Genomic DNA, 19278 nt, shown 5'->3' on the forward strand with positions numbered 1-19278 from the left:
GGTGATAAGCAACAAGATCACTATTGTTAGATGTATAATTAAACTATCTACGGGCAATGAAATGAATCATTTAATAGAAAAAATAAAAATCAAAAACTTTAAATCCTGTATAGATACTGAGCTACTGCTGTCCGATTACACACCACTTGTCGGCTATAATAATGCTGGCAAATCAAATTGCTTGACCGCTATAAATTGGCTACTTAAAAAAAAGAAATTAGATGAAAGTTTTTTTAATAATGCAATGTCTGAATTGTCGGTAGAGGCAGATATCGTAGGGATTACACCTTCGCTATTGTCACAGATGACAACAGCGCAACAAAGATCTATAAGCCCATTTCTGTATGGCACAAACAGTGAAAAGTTAACGATTATAAGAAAACAGGCGCTACCTTCATCGCCAATCGGAAGCATAACAATATCGGTCTGGGATGACGGTGTTAATGATTGGACGCCTAACCCAACTGGTATAGACAATGCTTTGAAGGCTATTCTTCCGGAACCGATTAGAATTGGAGCAATGGAGAATGCGGCGGAAGATGCAGCAAAAGCCAAGAATACAACAACTATAGGTAAACTTCTTTCTAACATAACTGAAGAGATTCAAGCTACTCATGCTAATCAGATTCAAGGTCATCTAGATAGTATTGCTAGCCTAATTGCATCAGATGGTGCAAATCGTTTAACGCAACTTCATTCAATTGACCAAAGTATTAATGATAAGGTGCAAGACTTATTTCCCGATATAAGTGTGAAACTACATTTTCCAACACCAACAGAGGAAGACTTACTAACATCGGGAACTATTAAAGTGTTAGAGAGTGGTTCGAGCAGTGAAAGAGATTTTGGTTCTTATGGTCATGGTGCTCAACGGTCTATACAAATGGGATTAGTTCGCCATCTAGCTGATGTAAGCAATCCGACAAGTATTGCGACAAAGCTACTATTGATAGATGAGCCTGAATTATATCTGCACCCGTTTGGGATAGAGCAAATTAGAGAAGCACTACTGAATCTGTCAATGAATGGATATCAAATAATTTTTTCTACGCACTCAGCTAATATGATTACCGCTGAAGAAGCACCTAAGACCTTGCTAATTCGTAAAAGAACAGGTGGCACATACGCAAGAGCAAGGCTGAGTGATGCAATTCAAACTGTTGTTGCCGATTCTACCCACCAAATGGAACAGTTGTTTTCACTTTCGCACTCGTCACATGTACTGTTTTCAGAAAAGGTGGTTTTAACTGAAGGTAAAACGGAATTGAGGTTGTTGCCTTACATCTATAAGGAAATAAAAGGTAAAACAATGGGTATAGATAAATGCGCTTTAGTTGCCCAGAGTGGGGTTGGTGATACTAAGAAATCGATGTCTATTCTTAACGCGATGGACTTACCAAGTAAAGCCATCTGTGATTTAGACTTTATAACGAAGGTAGTCAAAAATGGCTACCTTCCTCAAAATAACCCTGATATTGCCGCGATAAAAGTTGTTTTTCAAAATATAGCCAGCGTTCACGGTATGACTTTGACTAATCAGCACTGGCCACAAAACACTCGAGGAGGTATCAGTGCCGCCGAAAGCTTTGAAAAGCTAGCCGTTGAACCAACAGCAATACCTCACATTCAGAACTTGCATGATGAACTGAAGCTGCAGGGAATTTGGTTATGGAAATTAGGAGCCATTGAAGCGTATCTGGGATTAAGTGGTAAAGATGAAGCGCATTGGGCGCAGTTTAAGACCGATGTTAGAACTGATGGTATTACCACTGTATGCCCACATTACCAAGGATTAGAAGATCTGATTAACTGGTTGTAAGTAAAAGCCTGCATTAAGCGGGCTTTTTTGTATCTATTTAAGCTTATGTTTGCTGGGAATTTCATTCGGCGACCACCACGAAATGGCAGTAGGTTATCTTTGGCGGGCTTCTTGATGGGGTTATCAATGTGGCCATGTTTTACGATGATAAGAATAACTTTGGGAAATAGTGACATTACTATCTGGGTCTTACAAACCATGTCAATCCCATTTTAAAATGTCCTTATTTGTCCCCAATAGAAATGTCCCCTTGTTAAGTCTTTCGACTGGAAGCTTTGAAGGGTTCGGTGAGGACGGGGTTGATGGCTCGAGGCGCGGTTTGAAGGGCTCTTTGTTGTGCACGGCGTTTGGGGGCTTTCTTACTGCGGGTTCGTTGCTGTTGTTGTTCTAATTTTTCTTGTTGTTGCTGAGCAAATTTTAAAACTTGGCCGAGGCGTTTGTTGTCGACGATTTGGGTTTGTTGAACGTGCTCGAGTTTGTCGAAGGTTTTGAATTCGAGTTTTCGATGCCCGTACTGAATGGCGATTTCTCCATTTGGGTAGTCGAGTACCTTCACGGTTTCGTGCATTAATCGGCTGTTTTCTTCGGTGGGCTCAATGAGATAAATTACTTTATCGTATTGAAATGTCAGTGATTTTGAGAGCTTGCGGCTTTCTTGCCAACTGAAAATATCGTCGAGTTCTTGCTTGGATTCTCGAACCGGACGATGCATGTTTTTCGGGTATTGAGCGGGCTTAGCAAAGCGGTGGTTAAAATCGGCGATGAAGTAGGGAAGCTAGGCGTTGGCTTGCTCGATGGTGTTGATGCCTTGTAAGCGCATCTCTTTAACCAGCCGGTCTTGCAACGTGAGATTGGCTCGCTCAACACGGCCTTTGGCTTGGGAGCTGTTGGCACAAATGAGTTCTATCGCCAGCTCTTTCAGCACGCGCCCGTATTGGGTTTGGCCAACTTGTTTGTGTTTCTCCTGATTCACTCGAAATATGGAGTGTTTGTCGCTGTAAAATGCGATGGGTTTACCGTGCTCATTGAGGTATTCACGCGTCGCCAACATGTAGTCAAACGCGGATTCCGTTTCGCTGAATCTTAGGTTCATCAAGCGGCCAGTCGCATCGTCAATGAACACCAATAGGCAGCATTTGTCGCTGCGGCCTTCAAACCAGTCATGATGGGAGCCGTCAATTTGAATAAGTTCACCCAAGCAATCACGACGGTAACGAGGCTGATAGATCCGAGGTTTTCGTTTCGCATGTGGAAGCCACAGTCCGTCGGCGATCATCCATTGACGCAGTGTTTCTTTAGAGACTGATAGATTGTGCAGTTCAGTCAGTTTTTCCAGAGCGAACGTTGGTGAGAAGTCAGAGTAATGCTCACGGATAAGTTTCAGTATTTCAATTCTGAAATGTTCTGAGTAGCGTCGATTACTTGGGCGTCCACGCGCTGCGTGTGTAAGACTTTGCGCGCCAAGAGAGACAAGTTTGTTTACCAAACGTCGGATATGACGCGCAGACAGGTTCAAAATGATAGCAGCGTCAACTTGGCGTAGTCGTTTTTCACGTACGTCAGTCAGAACCTTGAATCGATGAATATCTTTTTCACTCATAGTAATAAGCATCCAGATAACTCCTAAGCAGACCAATATAGGTAAGCTTAGGAGGACATTTTAAAATGGCTCAAACCGGACATTACTAAATTGCTCTAACACTCTCAGTGCGTATTATGTACGTTATGTTAAATTGATTTCGGTGTTTATAAGGCAGGTATCTTTATGCGATGCCCTGCCTTTATGTTGTATCGGTACTCTCTGAATTCTACTGTGTATTTAACCAGAGTGGCTATTTACCATAAAATACCTAATAACCAGTGATAATAATCTTCGATTTTACCCCTGGCATTAGTTAGAGCTTAACCGCCAGCAAATTTAACTTTGTAGCCTTTCTTTTCAAGATGCGCTTTGAGCTTGTCACGAGCGTCGCCTTGAATCTCGATGTTGCCATCTTTTACTGAGCCGCCACAACCACATACTTTTTTGAGTTCCGCAGCCATGAGTTTTAATGGTGCGTCATCTAGGTCTAAGCCTGTTACGATAGAAACGCCTTTACCTTTACGGCCTTTTGTTTCTTTTTGGATTCGAACAATACCATCGCCTTTAGGGCGCTGGATTTTCTCTTCTTCAGGTTTAATACGACCTGTTTCAGTTGAATATACTAGGCTCATAATTTTACTTCTTTTGCTGTGCTGCTTTTTGTTTTGCGAGTAAGAAAGCCTCTATATGACGCTGGATTGCAATCTTGCCACCTTTAATTAGGCGCCCGTTAAACATGCAATACCAAGCGTTAGGCTCACCGCTATCATTTTTAATTTGGTAACCATGGAAGTTTTCAGCTAAGCCACCACCAGACGCTCTCGACTTGTTTAACGCTGTGAATTCTTTCGGGTCAATAAGGGTCGCAGTATCAATCCACCAATCAATACTCTTTTTCACAGCAGGTAAATTGCCTTGAATAATGTTGTTTTTTAGCTTGGCACGCCAAACGGTGTTGTTTGCATCCGCTGATTGTAGAGGAACGCCTCGGTAAACTGAATTTGCCATATCCATTGATCATCGTTTTGTTTTCATTACGTTAATCATAAGTATACTTCTAATGATATCAAGCATAATATGGCAAAAACACCTGTTGAGGTACGGTAATTTGAGAAAAAAAGTCCCTATTTTATCGGACTCTGTGATAATTAATTCATTTGTTGAAAAATTAAACAGCCACGCGACAATTGAAATTATAGATGAGTTAACAGGATATCAGTACTCTCGAAACTCCTTGTTGGGTATCTACAGTGATTGGAATCGCTACCATTCGTTCTGTACTAAAAATCGTATCAACACACTCCCAGCATCCATCACTGCTGTTCGGCGTTTTCTTGAGACTGAATCAAGTGAAAGAAAATTCTCGTCCTTGAAACGTTACACTGCAACACTTAGCTTGTTGCATACTGTGTTGAGCTTTGCTAACCCAATCAAGCATAGGCAAGTTCGTTTTACCCTGCTCCACTTGCAATCTCGAATGGCTGGCGACTCTAAACAAACCAATGCCATGACATCCGCACACCTTACTGAGTTAAACACGTTACTTTCCCATAAGAAATCGAGCTTAAAAGAGATCAGAGATATCGCGATTTATAATGTGATGTTCGAGTGTGCTTTAAAGCGATCTGAACTAAGGGCGTTGTCGATGGATAATGTGGAGAGCGTTGAGAATGACTACCAGATTACAATAAAAGGTTCAGTGTATAGGCTATCGCGAGTAGCAAGCGCCGCACTTGAGCGTTGGTTTTCGTTTACTGGAACACAAGACGAGTTGCCTGTATTTCGTGCGATAGATAAACATGAAAATATCAGTCTGCAACCTTTAGATGATTCGTCGATCTACAGAATATTGAGAAGAGCAAGTGACTTACTTCAATTGGCTGACAACCACCATTTCTCCGGGAACTCTATTCGTGTAGGTGCCGCACAAGAACTGTCGAAACAAGGCCTTAAGGTGAGAGAAATCCAAGATTTTGGTCGTTGGCTCAGTCCTGCAATGCCTGCGCAATATGTGGGTTATTCGGGTACCTCTGAGAGTGAGAAGATGAAGTTTAAAGCACTAATCCCTTGGCAATGAGCTGATGGCTTTGTGAAAAGGCAGCTTGTTTATCTACGATTTTTTATAGGCAGATTGTTAATAAACTGCTTAGTCAATCAACTGACTTTAAAAACCAAAAGCTTCCGACTTAAAAACAAATAGCGCCTTGGTAGATAAGCTCAAGGCGCTATTTGTTATCTAATGAGTTATATAAAACGGCTAAGATATTTTGGGTGAACTAAGAAATGCTTGTTCTCACGCAGTTCTCTAAGAACTGGCTGAATTTGTGGCCGTCATGTTCAACCATTTTTGGGAACATGGAAATTGGCGTCATACCTGGGAAGGTATTCACCTCGTTCAGGTAGATCTCATTGTCTTGTGTTAAGAAGAAATCGATGCGAGACAAGTGACGAAGCTTCATCTGCGTGAATACCTTGCGGGCGCTGTCTGCAATCAATTCACGCTGTTCATCGGTTAAGTTAGTTGCTTCAACTTCAGTAATTGAGTGGCTGTCTGCACTGTACTTCTCTTCGTAAGAGTAAAATGCGCCATTAGGTGCAATCACCTCGCCTGGCTTGCTTATCTGTAGCTCGCCATCGATTTCATAAGCGGCAACTTCTAGCTCTCTTGGCACCACGGATTTCTCAATAAGCACTTGATCAGAGAAGGTAAACGCCTTATTGATCGCTTCTCTTAAGTCTTCCACTTGGTTAACTTGGTAACAACCTACAGAAGATCCCTGACGAGCCGCTTTGACGAACACTTCCCCCCAACTTTCAAAGGCTTGTGTCGCCTGTGCATGAGCTTGTTCAGTGTTGTCGGATAAGAACAGATAAGGCGTATTTGGGATACCCAGAGCGTCGTACCAAAGTTTTGATGTGATTTTATTGAAGCTGTTGTTGCTTGCTTCAGAACCACAACCTAGGTACGGAATCTTAGCCATTTCAAACAGTGATTGAATGTCACCTGTTTCGCCCGGGAAACCATGAATACAAGGAACAATGAAATCGACTTTAGATTCTAAGTTGTCGCCACGTAAGGTTTGATCGTTAATATCAAGATAAACCAACTCACCCGAATCAAGACACCAGCCTTCGTTTTTAATTTCAACTCTCACAACGTTAAAATCTGCAACGCTATTAAGTTGTTCAAAAAGGTAATTGGCTGAAACGATTGACACTTCATGCTCTGAAGATCCACCGCCGCAAAGTAGAAGGATGTTTGTGGTGTTCATGGGTAAATTCGGTCCTTGAAACTAGGAATACTGACTTCAATGATAAACAAAAGTCGAAATAGGTACAGTGTTTTGAATGCTAAAATTGTCATCTAAGGAGTGAGCGATTAACTATTAAACAAAACTAACCGTCATAAAACAAAAGAAGGAGCATTTGCTCCTTCTTTATGATTTGAAACTTAGTTTAACTTGTTAAGCGTTGGGTATTCAGAGTTCTTGATATCATCAATGCTCTTAACGAATGGCTTTAAGTTTTGAAAACTGCTCGGCAAAGATGAAATCGCCTTTTTAGCGTCTAAGCGTGTCGCGTAGTCACCGTAAAGTACAGTGAACCACTTAGTGCCGTTAACCATTTTGTAGTTTTCCCAAATTGGTTGGGAAGTGGTTGGTAGCATTTTTACAAAAGAATCGACTTTGGCTTGGCTGCCAACAGCAACAACTTGAACTGTGTAACCAAAGCGTTGGTTCATGTCTTGTTGCTTCTTGGTTGGAGCTGTAATTGTTGCAACCGGCTTAGCTCTAGTCGTGTGAGTGATTTTTTGTTCTACAGGTGTTGTTCTGACAACGTTGGCCACGTTCTCTTCAATAACAGCATTCTGCTCTGATTGAGATACAACTGGAGCTTCAACTTTGGCTGTTTTGAATTCTTCTTGATAGCTATCTGACGTTACATTGGTAACGTAGTTGTCAGATACACATGCAGCCAAGAGCAGTGGCAAAGTGACAATTGCAAGTTTTTTCATGGAAAGCTCTATATCCTTAATAATAATTACTATAAATCATGCCGATACGTCGGTTTAGAATCAAGTTAACTTTGAGATTATACACCATTAGTGGGTGACCTATTTCACAAACTTTATGCAGTGTCTGCTTATTCATCTTAATTCGGTGAATTTGCCATCAACCCGTGAATGAAAAGTAAGTTACGATGAACTTACGTGCATTGCTAGGATATGTCTATGAATCATCTTGATCCCCTACTTAAACCCCGTTCAATCGCTGTTGTTGGTGCATCTCAACGAGAAACGCGTGCAGGATATATCGTCATGAACAATCTGTTGCACGGGGATTTTAAAGGTGCGGTGATGCCAGTAACACCAAAATACGATTCTGTCGCAGGCGTCCTCTCTTACAAAAACATCTTGTCGCTACCTATCGTGCCTGACCTTGCTATTTTGTGCACTAATGCGACACGCAATGTGGCTATTTTTGAAGAGTTGGCCGAGAAAGGCATCGCTTCAGTCATTGTGCTCTCCTCCGACATGCAGCAGCAAAGTAATAGTGGTGGAACATTTGATGAGAGATGTATTGCAATAGCCAAGGCAAACAATATTCGGGTACTTGGTTCCAATAGCTTGGGAGTTATTGTCCCGTGGTTAAATTTGAATGCCTCTTTCTCTCCGGTGACGGCGCTGCCAGGTAAAATCGCCTTTGTTTCTCAATCCGCTGCAGTGTGTACAACGATTCTAGATTGGGCGAACGATAAAGAGATCGGCTTCTCGGCGTTTATCTCGATAGGTAATGGCAGTGACATAGAATTCTCAGAGCTATTGGATTATCTGAGTACCGACTCTCACACCGAAGCAATATTGCTTTATGTCGATAGTATTAAAGATGCGAGGCGCTTTATCTCTGCTGCGCGTGCTGCGTCACGTAATAGACGAATTCTAGTGTTAAAAGGCGGACGAACCGCTAAAGGCCGGGCGGCGGCCATGCTACATACTGGCGGTGCCGATACGTTAGATATTATCTATGACTCAGCGATCCGACGCAGCGGCATGTTGCGAGTTAAGAACTTACATGAACTGTTTGCAGCGGTAGAGACTCTGACTCATTCAGTACCACTACGTGGAGAGCGCTTGGCTATTGTGACCAATGGGGGCGGCCCAGCGATCATGGCGGTGGATACCCTTTTTGACCGTGGTGGTAAACTTGCCGAGTTTTCTGAAGATACGCTAGAGAAACTCAATAAGGTTTTGCCATTGAGTTGGTCTCAGAGTAATCCAATCGATATTGTTGGTGACGCCGGTGAGCAACGTTATATCGATACGATAAACATCTTGTTAGATGGTGATGAAGCGGATGCGATTCTTATCATGCACAGCCCTTCTGCGATCGCACATTCAGCTAAAACAGCTGAACGAATTATTGAAGCCATTAAAAAGCATCCTCGCCACAAGCGATTTAACATTCTAACGAATTGGTCTGGTGAGCTAACAGCAAAGCCAGCACGAAAGTTGTTTACCGAAGCGGGTTTCCCAACCTATCGAACACCTGAAAGTTCAGTAGTCGCATTCATGCACTTGGTCGAGTACAGACGTAACCAACGTCAGTTAATGGAAACGCCAACCACGGCAGAAAAAGTCCATATTGAAGATCTAGCAGATGCAAAAAATTGGATAGAACGACAACTACTGGATAAAGACACAGTTAGCCTTGATACGCATCAAAATAGCCAATTTTTCAAGCACTTCAACCTAGATGTATTACCAACTTGGATAGCTTCTGACCCAAGTGAAGCGGTACATATTGCCGAAACGATTGGTTACCCAGTCGCAGTTAAACTACGTTCGCCAGACATTGCACATAAGTCGGACGTGCAAGGAGTCATGCTTAATTTAAGAAACAGCAATGAAGTCGCCAATGCGGCTCAGGCGATTCTCGATCGCTCTCAACTGTCGTTCCCTACTGCGCATATTCATGGCTTGTTAATTCAAGGAATGGCCAAACTCGCCGGCGGGCAGGAGCTACGTGTAAAAGTGACAACGGACGAAACCTTTGGTCCTATCATTTTGCTTGGCCAAGGGGGCTCTGAGTGGGACGAATCGATTGATGCCGCTGCTGCTTTCCCACCGCTGAATATGACGCTGGCTCGTTACTTGATCATTCGAGCGATAAAGAGCGGCAAGATTCGCCTACAGAAATTACCTAACCCGATCGACATTGAAGGCCTCTCTGAGTTGCTGGTTCGTATATCTCAAATGGTGGTCGATTGCCCTGAAATACATGATTTGGATATCCATCCAGTACTGGCCAATGGTGACAAGTTCACGATATTAGATGCCGATATCATCTTGAAAGCATATCAAGGCGATCCTCAAGAACGTCTTGCGATTCGCCCTTATCCAGTCGAATTGGAAGAGAATATCGTACTTAAGGACGGCACTGAGGTGTTGTTACGCCCGATCCTTCCTGAAGACGAGCCGCTTCATGCTGATTTTATTCATCGTGTATCCAAAGAAGACCTTTACAAGCGTTTCTTTAGTGATGTGGGTGAATTCAATCATGAGGCGTTGGCTAACTTTACTCAGATTGACTTTGATAGAGAAATTGCATTTGTGGTCGTTCGAAAGGAACAAGGCGTACCCGCGATTATTGGCGTGTCGAGAGCGTTGATTAACCCAGAGAACACCGATGCAGAGTTCGCTATTCTGATACGTTCCGATCTGAAAGGCGTCGGATTAGGCCGCATTTTGATGACTAAGGTTATTGACTACTGTCGTACCAAGCAGACCAAGCAGATGTCGGGCATGACGATGCCGACCAACCGAGGGATGCTGACACTAGCCCAGAAGTTGGGCTTTGAGCTAGATATCAGTTTTGAAGACGGCACTGCAGATATGGTGTTGCCGTTACTTTAACGCCCATGTTTTTTTTAGGTGTTGAATACACCAAGACTTGGCGTCGCCCATTTTGTTACGTCGCCAAGCCATTACGATGTCGATAAGCTGTGGTTCGGTACCCGAAATTTGTTGTAGAACGCCAGATTCAATCAAAGGTTTAGCTACACTATTCGGTAAGGTGCCGATCCCTAACCCTGCAGTTAGAGCCTCTACCTTGGCTGGGAAGCTTGTTACGGTTAAACGTGGCTGCTTTTCTAGAATATTGATGCTTAATGCAGGTTGGTCACGCGCTGTATCTGCAATTGCGATAACCCTGTAACTTTCCCTCGCCTTTTGGTCGAAATCACCAGATCGCTTATGAACATAGTGATTCGATGCTGCAACCCATACCATTTCCATCTTACCGATAATGTCACTTTTCATATCGTTTGGTATGGTGTCAACCTTTGGGCACACCAATAAATCAGCTCGGCCGTCTGAAAGAGATTCCCAACATCCAGCTAGAATCTCTTCTTGTAATCGAACCCTAGTTTTACTTATTTTTCCGAGTTCATCGACTAATGGGAAGAAATTAGCAATCGGAATAATGCCATCAAAGGCAATCGTTAAATCCAACTCCCAGCCATTAGCAAGAATACTCGCGTCATTAACGAGCTGTTCAGTGGCACCAAGAATGATCCTTCCTTGCTCTAATATTAACTGCCCCGCTTCCGTGAAATTTGCACGGTGGCCTGAGCGATCAAAAATCATAATATCTAAGTCTTGTTCTAGCTTCTGGATTTGATAACTCAATGAAGAAGGTGCTCGGTCCATTTCATTAGCCGCTGCCGCGAAGCTTCCACGACGATCAATGGCATCTAATATGTGTAAGGCTTCAAGTGTTATTGGACTATGCATAACTTTCCTACTTTGTAAGTGAGATCTTAATCACAAAAAGAGAAGCATTCACGGAGTGAATGGAACTGAAAAACTCTTTTTAATACATGTGTTTAATGACGCTAATTATGAATTAGTTGATAATATTGAAAATTATTTAAATGCAAATAATAGTAATTATCATTTAGATCCAATATCATCTTTCGCAAATCAAGATGATATTATGGAACTAAGGTAACTATCAGATGTATAAGCAATCCCTACTCTCTGCTTCAATCGTTTTAGCGCTTTCATCAACATCAGCCTTTGCTGAAGATTATGCCCTATTTGACGAGGTTGTTGTATCAGCAACGCGTACCGAACAAAACAAAGAAGACGTTTCAAGCTCAATTGAGTCTGTCTCTGCAAAAGACATAGATAATCAAATGTCTAGCGACATAAAGCAAGCTCTTCAATACACGCCAGGAGTAGAAGCTCAAGGCGGTGGCCGTTTTGGTATTTCAGGCTTTAACATCCGCGGTGTTGAAGGTGATCGCGTTAAACTTATGGTAGATGGAGTTCAACAACCTACACCATATAACCCTGGCGCTTCTGAGCAACGTAAATATTCGAATGCGATCGAAGTCGATACATTAAGTGTCATAGAGGTGAATAAAGGCCCTGCTTCTACGCTTTACGGTTCAGATGCCATTGGTGGTGCAGTACTGCTAAGAACAAAAAATCCAGAGGATATGCTTAGAACTGACGGGGATGAAAACCGTTTTGGTATTAAATCTACCTATACATCTGCAGATGAACAGTTCAAGAACACAGTTTCTTGGGCGATGCGTAAAGATAAGTTAGAAACGATCGTTATGGCGACATACGCTCAAGGCCACGAGACAGAAACTCATTCATCAGGAAGCGAAGTTCAAGGTCCAGATCGTGGTGCAGAGAACCCAGCAGATACGGAATTAAGTAATATCCTAGCGAAAGCATTCTACAATGTATCAGATTCAAATAAGGTTGGTATTACGGTTGAGCATTACCAACGTCAATATGATGAAGATGAGCTAAACTACAATGGCTATCAGCTTATGCCGGGCTTTGTATATACTGATAATTACAACAAAGACACCAACAAACGTTTTCGTGCAACATTGGAACAACAGCTTAAGCTAAGCTCTTCCATTGCTGACTCTTTAGACTGGTCTCTAAGTTACCAAGACTCAAGTACTCTGAATAAAAACTACGATACAACTCGCTTCAACGGACGTCGACTTCGTGAGCGTGATGCTTCTGATGTCAACATGCAAGTCGATACACAGCTTTCTAAGCTAGTGAATATTGATGGTGCGGATCACGAGTTCACATATGGTTTCACATACCTGCAGAATGACTTTGAACTAGAAAACTACGACCATAAATTTGATCGAGGCACTGTTACACCGGGTAGCACTGGTATTCCTGATGCAGAAATAACGCAATGGGGTGTGTTTGTTCAAGACCAAGCATTTTTCATGGAAGACAAGTTGATTGTAACTGGCGGTCTTCGTTATGACTCATTTGTTGCTGACCCATCAACGGATGAAGGCTACAAGACTCAATATGAGAAGAATAAAGATGACGCCGTCACAGCTAAGCTAGGTTCAGTTTACCACATCAATGATAACCTATCGGTATTTGGTCAAGTTGGGCAAGGGTTTAAAGCACCTTCAGTTTACGACCTCTACTACTTCTATACTCGAGGTGCCATCATTGAAGCTAACCCTAACTTGAAAGCCGAAAGAAGTATCTCTTACGAGCTTGGCCTTCGTGGCAATAATGAACATGCTCGCTTTGAACTAAGCACTTTCTACACTGATTACTCTGATTTCATTAACCAGACGAAAACGGGCAAACAAGGCGGTAAAGACGTATACACCAAAGAGAACTTAGATAAAGTAACTATCTATGGTGCAGAGCTTTCTTCAACGATTAATCTAGACACTTTGTTAGACGCACCATTTGGAACCTACACTCGTTTAGCGGTCGCTTATGCTGATGGTGAAGATAAATCTACGGGTAAATCCATTGATTCTGTAGCACCACTAACGGGTACGCTAGGTCTTGGAATCGAGCGCGAGACTTTTGGTTCAGCTTTAAATGTTAAGATGGTTGCTGCGAAAGATGAGTGGAACTCCGATGACAACGTAAACGTGGCTGGATACACAGTTGTTGATTTGACTGCTTATTACCGCCCTGTCACGGATTTAACCTTGCGAGCGGGTCTATTCAACGCATTAGACAAAAAATATTGGCTGTACAATGACATGTCAGGCCGTGGGCACGATTCTAAGTTCAACACCGATATTAAGTCTCAACCGGGTCGTAACTGGGGTATATCTGCAAACTACGAGTTCTAACTGGTTAGAGATCTAGTTCGTTGTTGAGCTAAGTTTATTAAAGGCCTAGGTCATTAAAGATCTAGGTCGTTCCAAAATAAAGCCATACAAAAAAATACTGTAGAAACTAAAAAGCCAGCTTACGATAAGCTGGCTTTTGTTATTTCACTAAAAGTTGTATCAAAAAGGGGTAAAGTGAAATTATTTCTCTGCCATTTCTTTCTTAACCATTACTGCAGCAGCAATGATGAAAGTGATGATTAGGCCTAGTTCCATGATTAACTCCAAAGAAAATTAACATTAAACATATAATTCGCGAGCATGATAACAACAACCGATACAGAATGATACTTTTTAACCACCAAATCACTTTTTATTCGATTTAGATCAAAAAAGATGCCCTAGAGCATCTTTTTGTACGTTAACTATTCATGAAATCACTCAATCAACCAGGGAAACCATCAGGATTTGTTGATTGCCAGCGCCATGTATCTTCAGTCATTTCAGCCAGTGTGCGTGTCGCATTCCACCCCAGTTCTTTCTGAGCTTTCGTTGGGTCGGCCCAACACTCTGCGATATCTCCTGGACGACGCTCAACGAGTTTATAAGGTATCGCTTGGCCGCTCGCTTTCTCGAAGGCTTTAACCATATCTAATACACTTGAACCGTTGCCAGTACCTAGGTTATAGATGTGAAGACCGTCTTTACGCCCTACTTTCTCAAGTGCTGCAATGTGTCCATCAGACAGATCCATAACGTGGATGTAATCACGAACACCAGTGCCATCCTTTGTTGGGTAATCACTACCAAATACAGATAGGAATTCACGTCGGCCAACTGCAACTTGAGATACAAATGGCATTAGGTTGTTTGGAATACCACTTGGGTCTTCACCGAGTTCACCACTTGGGTGTGAACCTACGGGGTTAAAGTAACGTAATAACGTAATGCTCCAATCGGGGTTAGCCTTTTGGAAGTCAGTTAAGCACTCTTCAACCATGAGCTTGCTACGACCGTAAGGATTGGTTGCGCTTGTGGGAAAATCTTCTGTGATAGGAACACTAGCAGGATCGCCATAAACCGTTGCTGAAGAGCTGAATACTAATGTTTTTACGTCAGCGTCACGCATTGCATCGACAAGGACTAACGTGCCATTTACGTTGTTATCGTAGTATTCGAGAGGTTTGGCAACAGACTCGCCAACCGCTTTCAGGCCCGCAAAATGAATAACAGCTTCAATATTGTGTTGCTTCATAGTTTCAGTTAAAAGCGCTTTATCACGAATATCACCTTCAATGAAATCAGGACGAACGCCAGATACTTTTTCGATACGTTCTAAAACGCTTGGTTTACTGTTGTATAAGTTATCGAAAAGCACAGGTGTCATACCTGCGTTAATCATCTGGATACTTGTGTGGCTACCAATGTAACCCATGCCACCTGTAACTAAAACATTCATGTTTAGCCGACCTTTAATTAAAACCACTTAACGTATCGCTTATGATACAACAGCTTAGGGTTGGGTCACAAACGGCTATGGCAGACACACTACACGAGAGAACAAAAATTAACCGTTCCGTTTCACTTAACAATTCCCTCATCGCCAACCTTCAGAATTACATCAATGTCGCCATATGATTAATTACCCTACGTTTGCTCCCTAAACTGGAAACAAAATAGATGGAACGATGTTTGTCGATCGCTTGTTTTTCAATTATCTTTAACCATAGTTTCTATGCGTCATTGATGAAAGGCAGCATTTTTCACAATCCATTCTTTAGCGGGTTTGATACATGCCGAGACCTTGTAGTAAATGCAGTTTTTGGTGTCGAAAATTTGAGTTAGGTCACTGTTTATTTATGGTATTTATAAGACCGTCATTACTCACCTCAACGTAAAGGGTTAGCACCACGTGACAACGAAGATTTTGCTTAATTGCGACATGGGAGAAAGTTTCGGCAATTGGAAGATGGGCGATGACGAGTCGGTCATGGAATGGGTCGATATGGCAAACATCGCTTGTGGCTTTCACGCGTCTGATCCGCACGTTATGTCTAAGACCATAAAACTGGCGCAGTACTATCACACCCAAATTGGTGCCCACCCTGGTTATCAAGATTTAGTCGGGTTTGGTCGCCGTTCTATTCCACATACCATGGACGAAATCAGTGAACTCGTGTGCTATCAAGTCGGTGCACTACAAGCGCTTTGCCACTATCACCACACCTCTGTTGGTTATGTGAAACCTCATGGTGCCCTTTACAACGATATGATGGCGAACATTGACGTATTTAATGCCGTTGCCCAAGCCGTCGCTGAATTTAACATCCCCCTAATGATCCTCTCTTCGTCAGACAATCAGCAGTATTTAGATATTGCTGACGATCATGATTTACCCCTCTTGTTTGAAGCGTTTGCCGACCGTGCATACTTGAATAATGGGCAGTTATCGCCGCGAACTCAAAAAGGCTCGGTTTACGTTAATCAGGACGATATCTACAACCAAGTCATGCAAATCATTAACTACGGTTCAGTCACGACCATTGAAGGTGAAAGACTGCCTATTGAAGCCGATACCATTTGTGTTCATGGTGATAACCCCCAATCCATCGCATTAATTAGAAAAATCAGACAAGACCTCAACGCTTTTAACTAATATGAAGCGTGTGATTGGTATGACGCATGGCCTTATCGCTCGCCTTACAAGCACCTAACCAATTGCTCGTAAGGTCTAATTGCTTTGTATTGGTTTGGACACGGAAGTTAGAAACGCCAAATAAGCAAATAAAAGACACTAAGTAAATCAAAGGCAAGTAAAAGTATGGAAACGAAATGACGACGAATCAAATTGAATTCAATATAGCGCCAGTCGCGGAATGCAGCGTTTTGGTGACCTTGACGCTATCGCCTTCAAATAGTCAATCTAGCGCCGAATATGCGCAGTACATGGCTCATTTTTCCGATGCTATTCGTCAACACTTAGCATCTGTATTGATGAATGTGACACCGGCTTACCAAACAATATTGGTCGATTACTTACCTTATAGAATTTCAGAACATCAGTTCATGGAACAACTCAACTCTTTGTTGAGTCATGCTATTTCGTCCTTCTCTAGTGTTAGTAAAACGCGTAACACTATCGAGCTTCCCGCTTATTACTCACCAGAAACAGCACTCGACTTAGACCGATATCAAGCCAAAGGCATGTCGCTAGATGAGATCATTCAACATCACACCTCACAGACTTACAGCGTCAGTGCCATTGGGTTTACGCCTGGCTTTGCGTTTATGTCTGATGTAGTCAACGAGCTTGCTTTGCCTCGTCATTCAACCCCACGCTTAAGTGTGCCGAAAGGCAGCATCGCCATCGCGGATACGAAAACGGCGGTGTATCCTTCGGACTCACCGGGCGGTTGGAATATTATTGGCAATTGCCCGCTAGCACTGTTTGATCACAGCCAATTGAAGAACGCTGATACCACACAAACGCCGCTGTCTCTACTTAATGTCGGTGACACCGTCCGTTTCATCGCGATTTCAAAACAAGAATTTGTTGCGCTTAAGTTTATGGAGACTAGTGGAGGTGTCGCTAATGGTTAAGACTAAAGCCAAACCAACGCTGACAGTCATTAAGCCCGGCCCGTTGAGCTTGATTCAGGACTTCGGACGATTTGGTGTCGCTCATCTCGGGTTGACACAAGGTGGCCCTGTTGATGATTACTCGTATAGCTGGGCCAATCACCTGCTCGGAAACCCAGTCAACCAAGCGGCGTTGGAAATCACGCTTGGTCAATGTGCGTTACGAATCGATTTTGATTGTGAGATGGCATTATGTGGTGGCGATTTACAAGCGAAGCTCGATGGCAAACCACTGTCGAACTGGCGTACTTTTCAAGCTTTCGCAGGGCAAGTTCTCTCATTTGGTTTACCTAAAAATGGACTAAGGGCGTATTTAGCCGTTAAGGGTGGCTTCGATGTTCCATCAACTCTTGATAGCTGTTCTACGGTGACTCGTGAAAAGATTGGTGGATTAACGCAAGATGGACAGCCATGCCAGCAAGGGCAACAAATTACTTTTACCCAACACCAACTCTCTCGCCCGTTTAAAGCGTTGAGTGTTACCTTTCGATACACGCCTAATTACAACCTACCAGTGAACCTGCGAGTGATTGAAGGCTATCAAAGCGAGCTGTTCACTGGTTCAGCAAAAGAGACTTTGTATAACGCACAGTATCACGTTGACCAAAATTCAAATCGCATGGGCTATCGACTGAGTGGTCAATCGATTGATTCACCTGATATTTCGCTATTGTCTGAAGGCATTGCCTTAGGTGCGATTCAAATCCCCCAAGATGGGCAACCTATCGTGTTGCTTAATGACAGACAGACTATTGGTGGCTATCCGAAGATTGGATGTGTCGCCAGAATCGATTTACCGCGCTTAGCACAAGCCAAACCTGGACATAAAGTCTCGTTTAGTAAAGGCGATCGCTTAGGATTACAAGATGTGTGGTGCCAGTGGGCTCAATTTTTCGGCTATTAGTTTTTTCTCTGTAGCTAAGTAATTGCCTAGAGATGTAGTTCGGTTGGTTTTCGGTATCTTAGTTGGCGTTTGAATGAAGGTTAGGCTTACCTGTCAAAGTAAGCCGAATTGAAGATGTTTAGCGTAGTAGATTATGACTGAGTATTAAGCGTGATCTTGGCCTGATACCTTTGCAAGGGCTTCTGGGTATCCGCGTTCTTGTGTCAAATCTATCGCTCTATTCTCAATATCACTTAGGTTAAGTGACATTGTCACTGAGTGCGTATTTTCAATCGATACCGCCTCTGATACATCAAACCATTGCTCAGCGACCTTTTGCGCAGCCTCTAGGGTTGAAGATGCTTTGACGACTTCAAGTCGAGCATAGCGATCACCACAGAATGACACGTCTGAAGCCCTTAAGCTCGGATCGGTTCCCGGAATTTGCTGTGCACCGAACAAAGGCTTACCACCGACCAGTGCAGAGCTAAAACTTGGGATAAACTGAGACATATGCGTTATCGCAGCGCGAGTTCTTAATTCAAGTTGCTCTTCACTCCAACCCGATACGATTTTCTTAAGAAGCTTAGAAGGCAGTTGAGGCTGTGATGAATCTGTTGATGATGAAACAAGCCCACCCTCAAACAGAGTAATCCCTTCTGTCATACCGTGAAGTTGGAATACACCATCAGCGTACGGTGTTAACTGAGCCATGCCTTGCGGTGTGCCTCTCGGGCCATGGAAGATAACCTCTGGCCACTCTTCCTTACATTCTTGCGAATACGGCCACTGCGTAACGTATGCGGCTTTGAACTCAACAAGCCTTTGTTGCTTAGAACCGACAAAGTCATCCACGATGCCCGTTTCAAAGCCACTTGCATTAATCAAGTAGTCGGTCGTTAGGTGACAGCTTTGGTTCTCAGCGTCTGTATAAGTCAAAGACCAACCTTGCTCTAACGATTCAACAGATTGTAATCGGCTGTTGGTTAACACGGTACAATTAGATTGTTGCCCCAAAGAGAGTTGAGCGGTTGCAGATAAGCGGAATACGCTCCAGCCATACTCTTGAACCATAGCAACAGGATACTTAAGGGTTTCTAGATCCGTATGTTTAGCGAAAGGAATACACCATTCATCAAGCGATGTTGGTTTCAGAGGCTGTGTTTGAGCAGCAAGTGCTAGTAACTCTTCTTTACTATACAGCTTGTAATACTCTTCCGG

The 19278-nt window shown here is 43.0% G+C and carries 14 protein-coding genes and 1 pseudogene; 7 read left to right on the forward strand and 8 right to left on the reverse strand.

Features of this window, described 5'->3' with window-relative positions; all coding sequences use genetic code 11:
* A partial coding sequence (locus AB4232_RS18825) for an ATP-dependent endonuclease (protein WP_372087737.1) occupies positions 1-1819 on the forward strand: 1819 nt, incomplete at its 5' end.
* 253 nt (positions 1820-2072) lie between these two features.
* On the opposite strand, the pseudogene AB4232_RS18830 reads toward AB4232_RS18825, so the two are convergent.
* The 3 genes and pseudogenes from AB4232_RS18830 to AB4232_RS18840 all read right to left on the reverse strand — a co-directional run bounded on the left by AB4232_RS18830 (position 2073) and on the right by AB4232_RS18840 (position 4409).
* Positions 2073-3419, reverse strand: a pseudogene (locus AB4232_RS18830) (ISNCY family transposase).
* A gap of 302 nt (positions 3420-3721) precedes the next feature.
* Positions 3722-4033, reverse strand: a complete 312-nt coding sequence (gene yciH / locus AB4232_RS18835) for a stress response translation initiation inhibitor YciH (RefSeq protein ID WP_012600635.1) — start codon at positions 4031-4033, stop codon at positions 3722-3724.
* Positions 4034-4037: 4 nt separating this feature from the next.
* Positions 4038-4409, reverse strand: coding sequence for a DUF3319 domain-containing protein (locus tag AB4232_RS18840; protein WP_029222765.1), 372 nt, complete (start codon positions 4407-4409; stop codon positions 4038-4040).
* 100 nt (positions 4410-4509) lie between these two features.
* On the opposite strand from AB4232_RS18840, the gene AB4232_RS18845 reads away from it, so the two are divergent.
* Positions 4510-5478 (forward strand): tyrosine-type recombinase/integrase, encoded by a 969-nt coding sequence (locus tag AB4232_RS18845; RefSeq protein ID WP_372087738.1) that lies wholly within the window; start codon positions 4510-4512, stop codon positions 5476-5478.
* 199 nt (positions 5479-5677) lie between these two features.
* Here the strand turns inward: AB4232_RS18845 and AB4232_RS18850 are convergent, their stop codons facing one another.
* Both AB4232_RS18850 and AB4232_RS18855 read right to left on the reverse strand, forming a co-directional pair.
* Positions 5678-6673 (reverse strand): D-alanine--D-alanine ligase, encoded by a 996-nt coding sequence (locus AB4232_RS18850; protein ID WP_371694876.1) that lies wholly within the window; start codon positions 6671-6673, stop codon positions 5678-5680.
* Between the two features lie 179 nt (positions 6674-6852).
* On the reverse strand, positions 6853-7416 hold the full coding sequence (locus AB4232_RS18855; RefSeq protein ID WP_372087739.1) for an SPOR domain-containing protein: 564 nt from the start codon (positions 7414-7416) through the stop codon (positions 6853-6855).
* A 216-nt stretch (positions 7417-7632) separates the two neighbouring features.
* Here AB4232_RS18855 and AB4232_RS18860 point away from each other — a divergent pair, with 216 nt between their 5' ends.
* The gene (locus AB4232_RS18860; protein ID WP_372087740.1) at positions 7633-10314 is read left to right on the forward strand and encodes a GNAT family N-acetyltransferase; all 2682 of its coding nucleotides are present in this window, start codon (positions 7633-7635) and stop codon (positions 10312-10314) included.
* On the opposite strand, the gene AB4232_RS18865 is transcribed toward AB4232_RS18860, so the two are convergent.
* Positions 10306-11193 carry a LysR family transcriptional regulator gene (locus AB4232_RS18865; RefSeq protein ID WP_017100554.1) on the reverse strand — a complete coding sequence of 296 codons (888 nt, stop codon included), beginning with the start codon at positions 11191-11193 and terminating at the stop codon, positions 10306-10308. The two genes, AB4232_RS18860 and AB4232_RS18865, sit on opposite strands and share 9 nt — an antisense overlap.
* A gap of 224 nt (positions 11194-11417) precedes the next feature.
* Here AB4232_RS18865 and AB4232_RS18870 point away from each other — a divergent pair, with 224 nt between their 5' ends.
* Positions 11418-13556 (forward strand): TonB-dependent hemoglobin/transferrin/lactoferrin family receptor, encoded by a 2139-nt coding sequence (locus tag AB4232_RS18870; RefSeq protein WP_372087741.1) that lies wholly within the window; start codon positions 11418-11420, stop codon positions 13554-13556.
* Positions 13557-13980: 424 nt separating this feature from the next.
* Here AB4232_RS18870 and galE read toward each other — a convergent pair whose 3' ends face one another.
* Complete coding sequence (galE, locus tag AB4232_RS18875; protein WP_372047123.1) at positions 13981-14994, reverse strand: UDP-glucose 4-epimerase GalE; 1014 nt, start codon at positions 14992-14994, stop codon at positions 13981-13983.
* A 453-nt stretch (positions 14995-15447) separates the two neighbouring features.
* Between galE and AB4232_RS18880 the strand changes: the two genes are divergently transcribed.
* From AB4232_RS18880 to AB4232_RS18890, 3 genes are all read left to right on the forward strand, one after another.
* Positions 15448-16191, forward strand: a complete 744-nt coding sequence (locus AB4232_RS18880; protein ID WP_372087742.1) for a 5-oxoprolinase subunit PxpA — start codon at positions 15448-15450, stop codon at positions 16189-16191.
* Between the two features lie 176 nt (positions 16192-16367).
* On the forward strand, positions 16368-17135 hold the full coding sequence (locus AB4232_RS18885; protein ID WP_372087743.1) for an allophanate hydrolase subunit 1: 768 nt from the start codon (positions 16368-16370) through the stop codon (positions 17133-17135).
* Positions 17128-18078: a biotin-dependent carboxyltransferase family protein gene (locus AB4232_RS18890; RefSeq protein ID WP_372087744.1), complete on the forward strand. Its 951-nt coding sequence runs from the start codon at positions 17128-17130 to the stop codon at positions 18076-18078. The genes AB4232_RS18885 and AB4232_RS18890 overlap by 8 nt, the downstream gene beginning before the upstream one ends.
* A gap of 144 nt (positions 18079-18222) precedes the next feature.
* Here the strand turns inward: AB4232_RS18890 and AB4232_RS18895 are convergent.
* A partial coding sequence (locus AB4232_RS18895) for an FAD-dependent oxidoreductase (RefSeq protein WP_372087745.1) occupies positions 18223-19278 on the reverse strand: 1056 nt, incomplete at its 5' end.

The sequence above is a fragment of the Vibrio sp. 10N.286.46.A8 genome (assembly GCF_041470165.1).
In the GTDB taxonomy this organism is placed as follows: Bacteria; Pseudomonadota; Gammaproteobacteria; order Enterobacterales; family Vibrionaceae; genus Vibrio; species Vibrio tasmaniensis_A.

Excerpts from the sequence above, each read along its gene's own strand:
- AB4232_RS18885 (WP_372087743.1), top strand. The coding sequence starts at position 16,368 with ATGACGACGAATCAAATTGAATTCAATATAGCGCCAGTCGCGGAATGC.
- yciH (WP_012600635.1), bottom strand. The coding sequence starts at position 4,033 with ATGAGCCTAGTATATTCAACTGAAACAGGTCGTATTAAACCTGAAGAA.
- galE (WP_372047123.1), bottom strand. The coding sequence starts at position 14,994 with ATGAATGTTTTAGTTACAGGTGGCATGGGTTACATTGGTAGCCACACA.
- AB4232_RS18855 (WP_372087739.1), bottom strand. The coding sequence starts at position 7,416 with ATGAAAAAACTTGCAATTGTCACTTTGCCACTGCTCTTGGCTGCATGT.
- AB4232_RS18870 (WP_372087741.1), top strand. The coding sequence starts at position 11,418 with ATGTATAAGCAATCCCTACTCTCTGCTTCAATCGTTTTAGCGCTTTCA.
- AB4232_RS18865 (WP_017100554.1), bottom strand. The coding sequence starts at position 11,193 with ATGCATAGTCCAATAACACTTGAAGCCTTACACATATTAGATGCCATT.
- AB4232_RS18860 (WP_372087740.1), top strand. The coding sequence starts at position 7,633 with ATGAATCATCTTGATCCCCTACTTAAACCCCGTTCAATCGCTGTTGTT.
- AB4232_RS18850 (WP_371694876.1), bottom strand. The coding sequence starts at position 6,673 with ATGAACACCACAAACATCCTTCTACTTTGCGGCGGTGGATCTTCAGAG.
- AB4232_RS18840 (WP_029222765.1), bottom strand. The coding sequence starts at position 4,409 with ATGGCAAATTCAGTTTACCGAGGCGTTCCTCTACAATCAGCGGATGCA.
- AB4232_RS18890 (WP_372087744.1), top strand. The coding sequence starts at position 17,128 with ATGGTTAAGACTAAAGCCAAACCAACGCTGACAGTCATTAAGCCCGGC.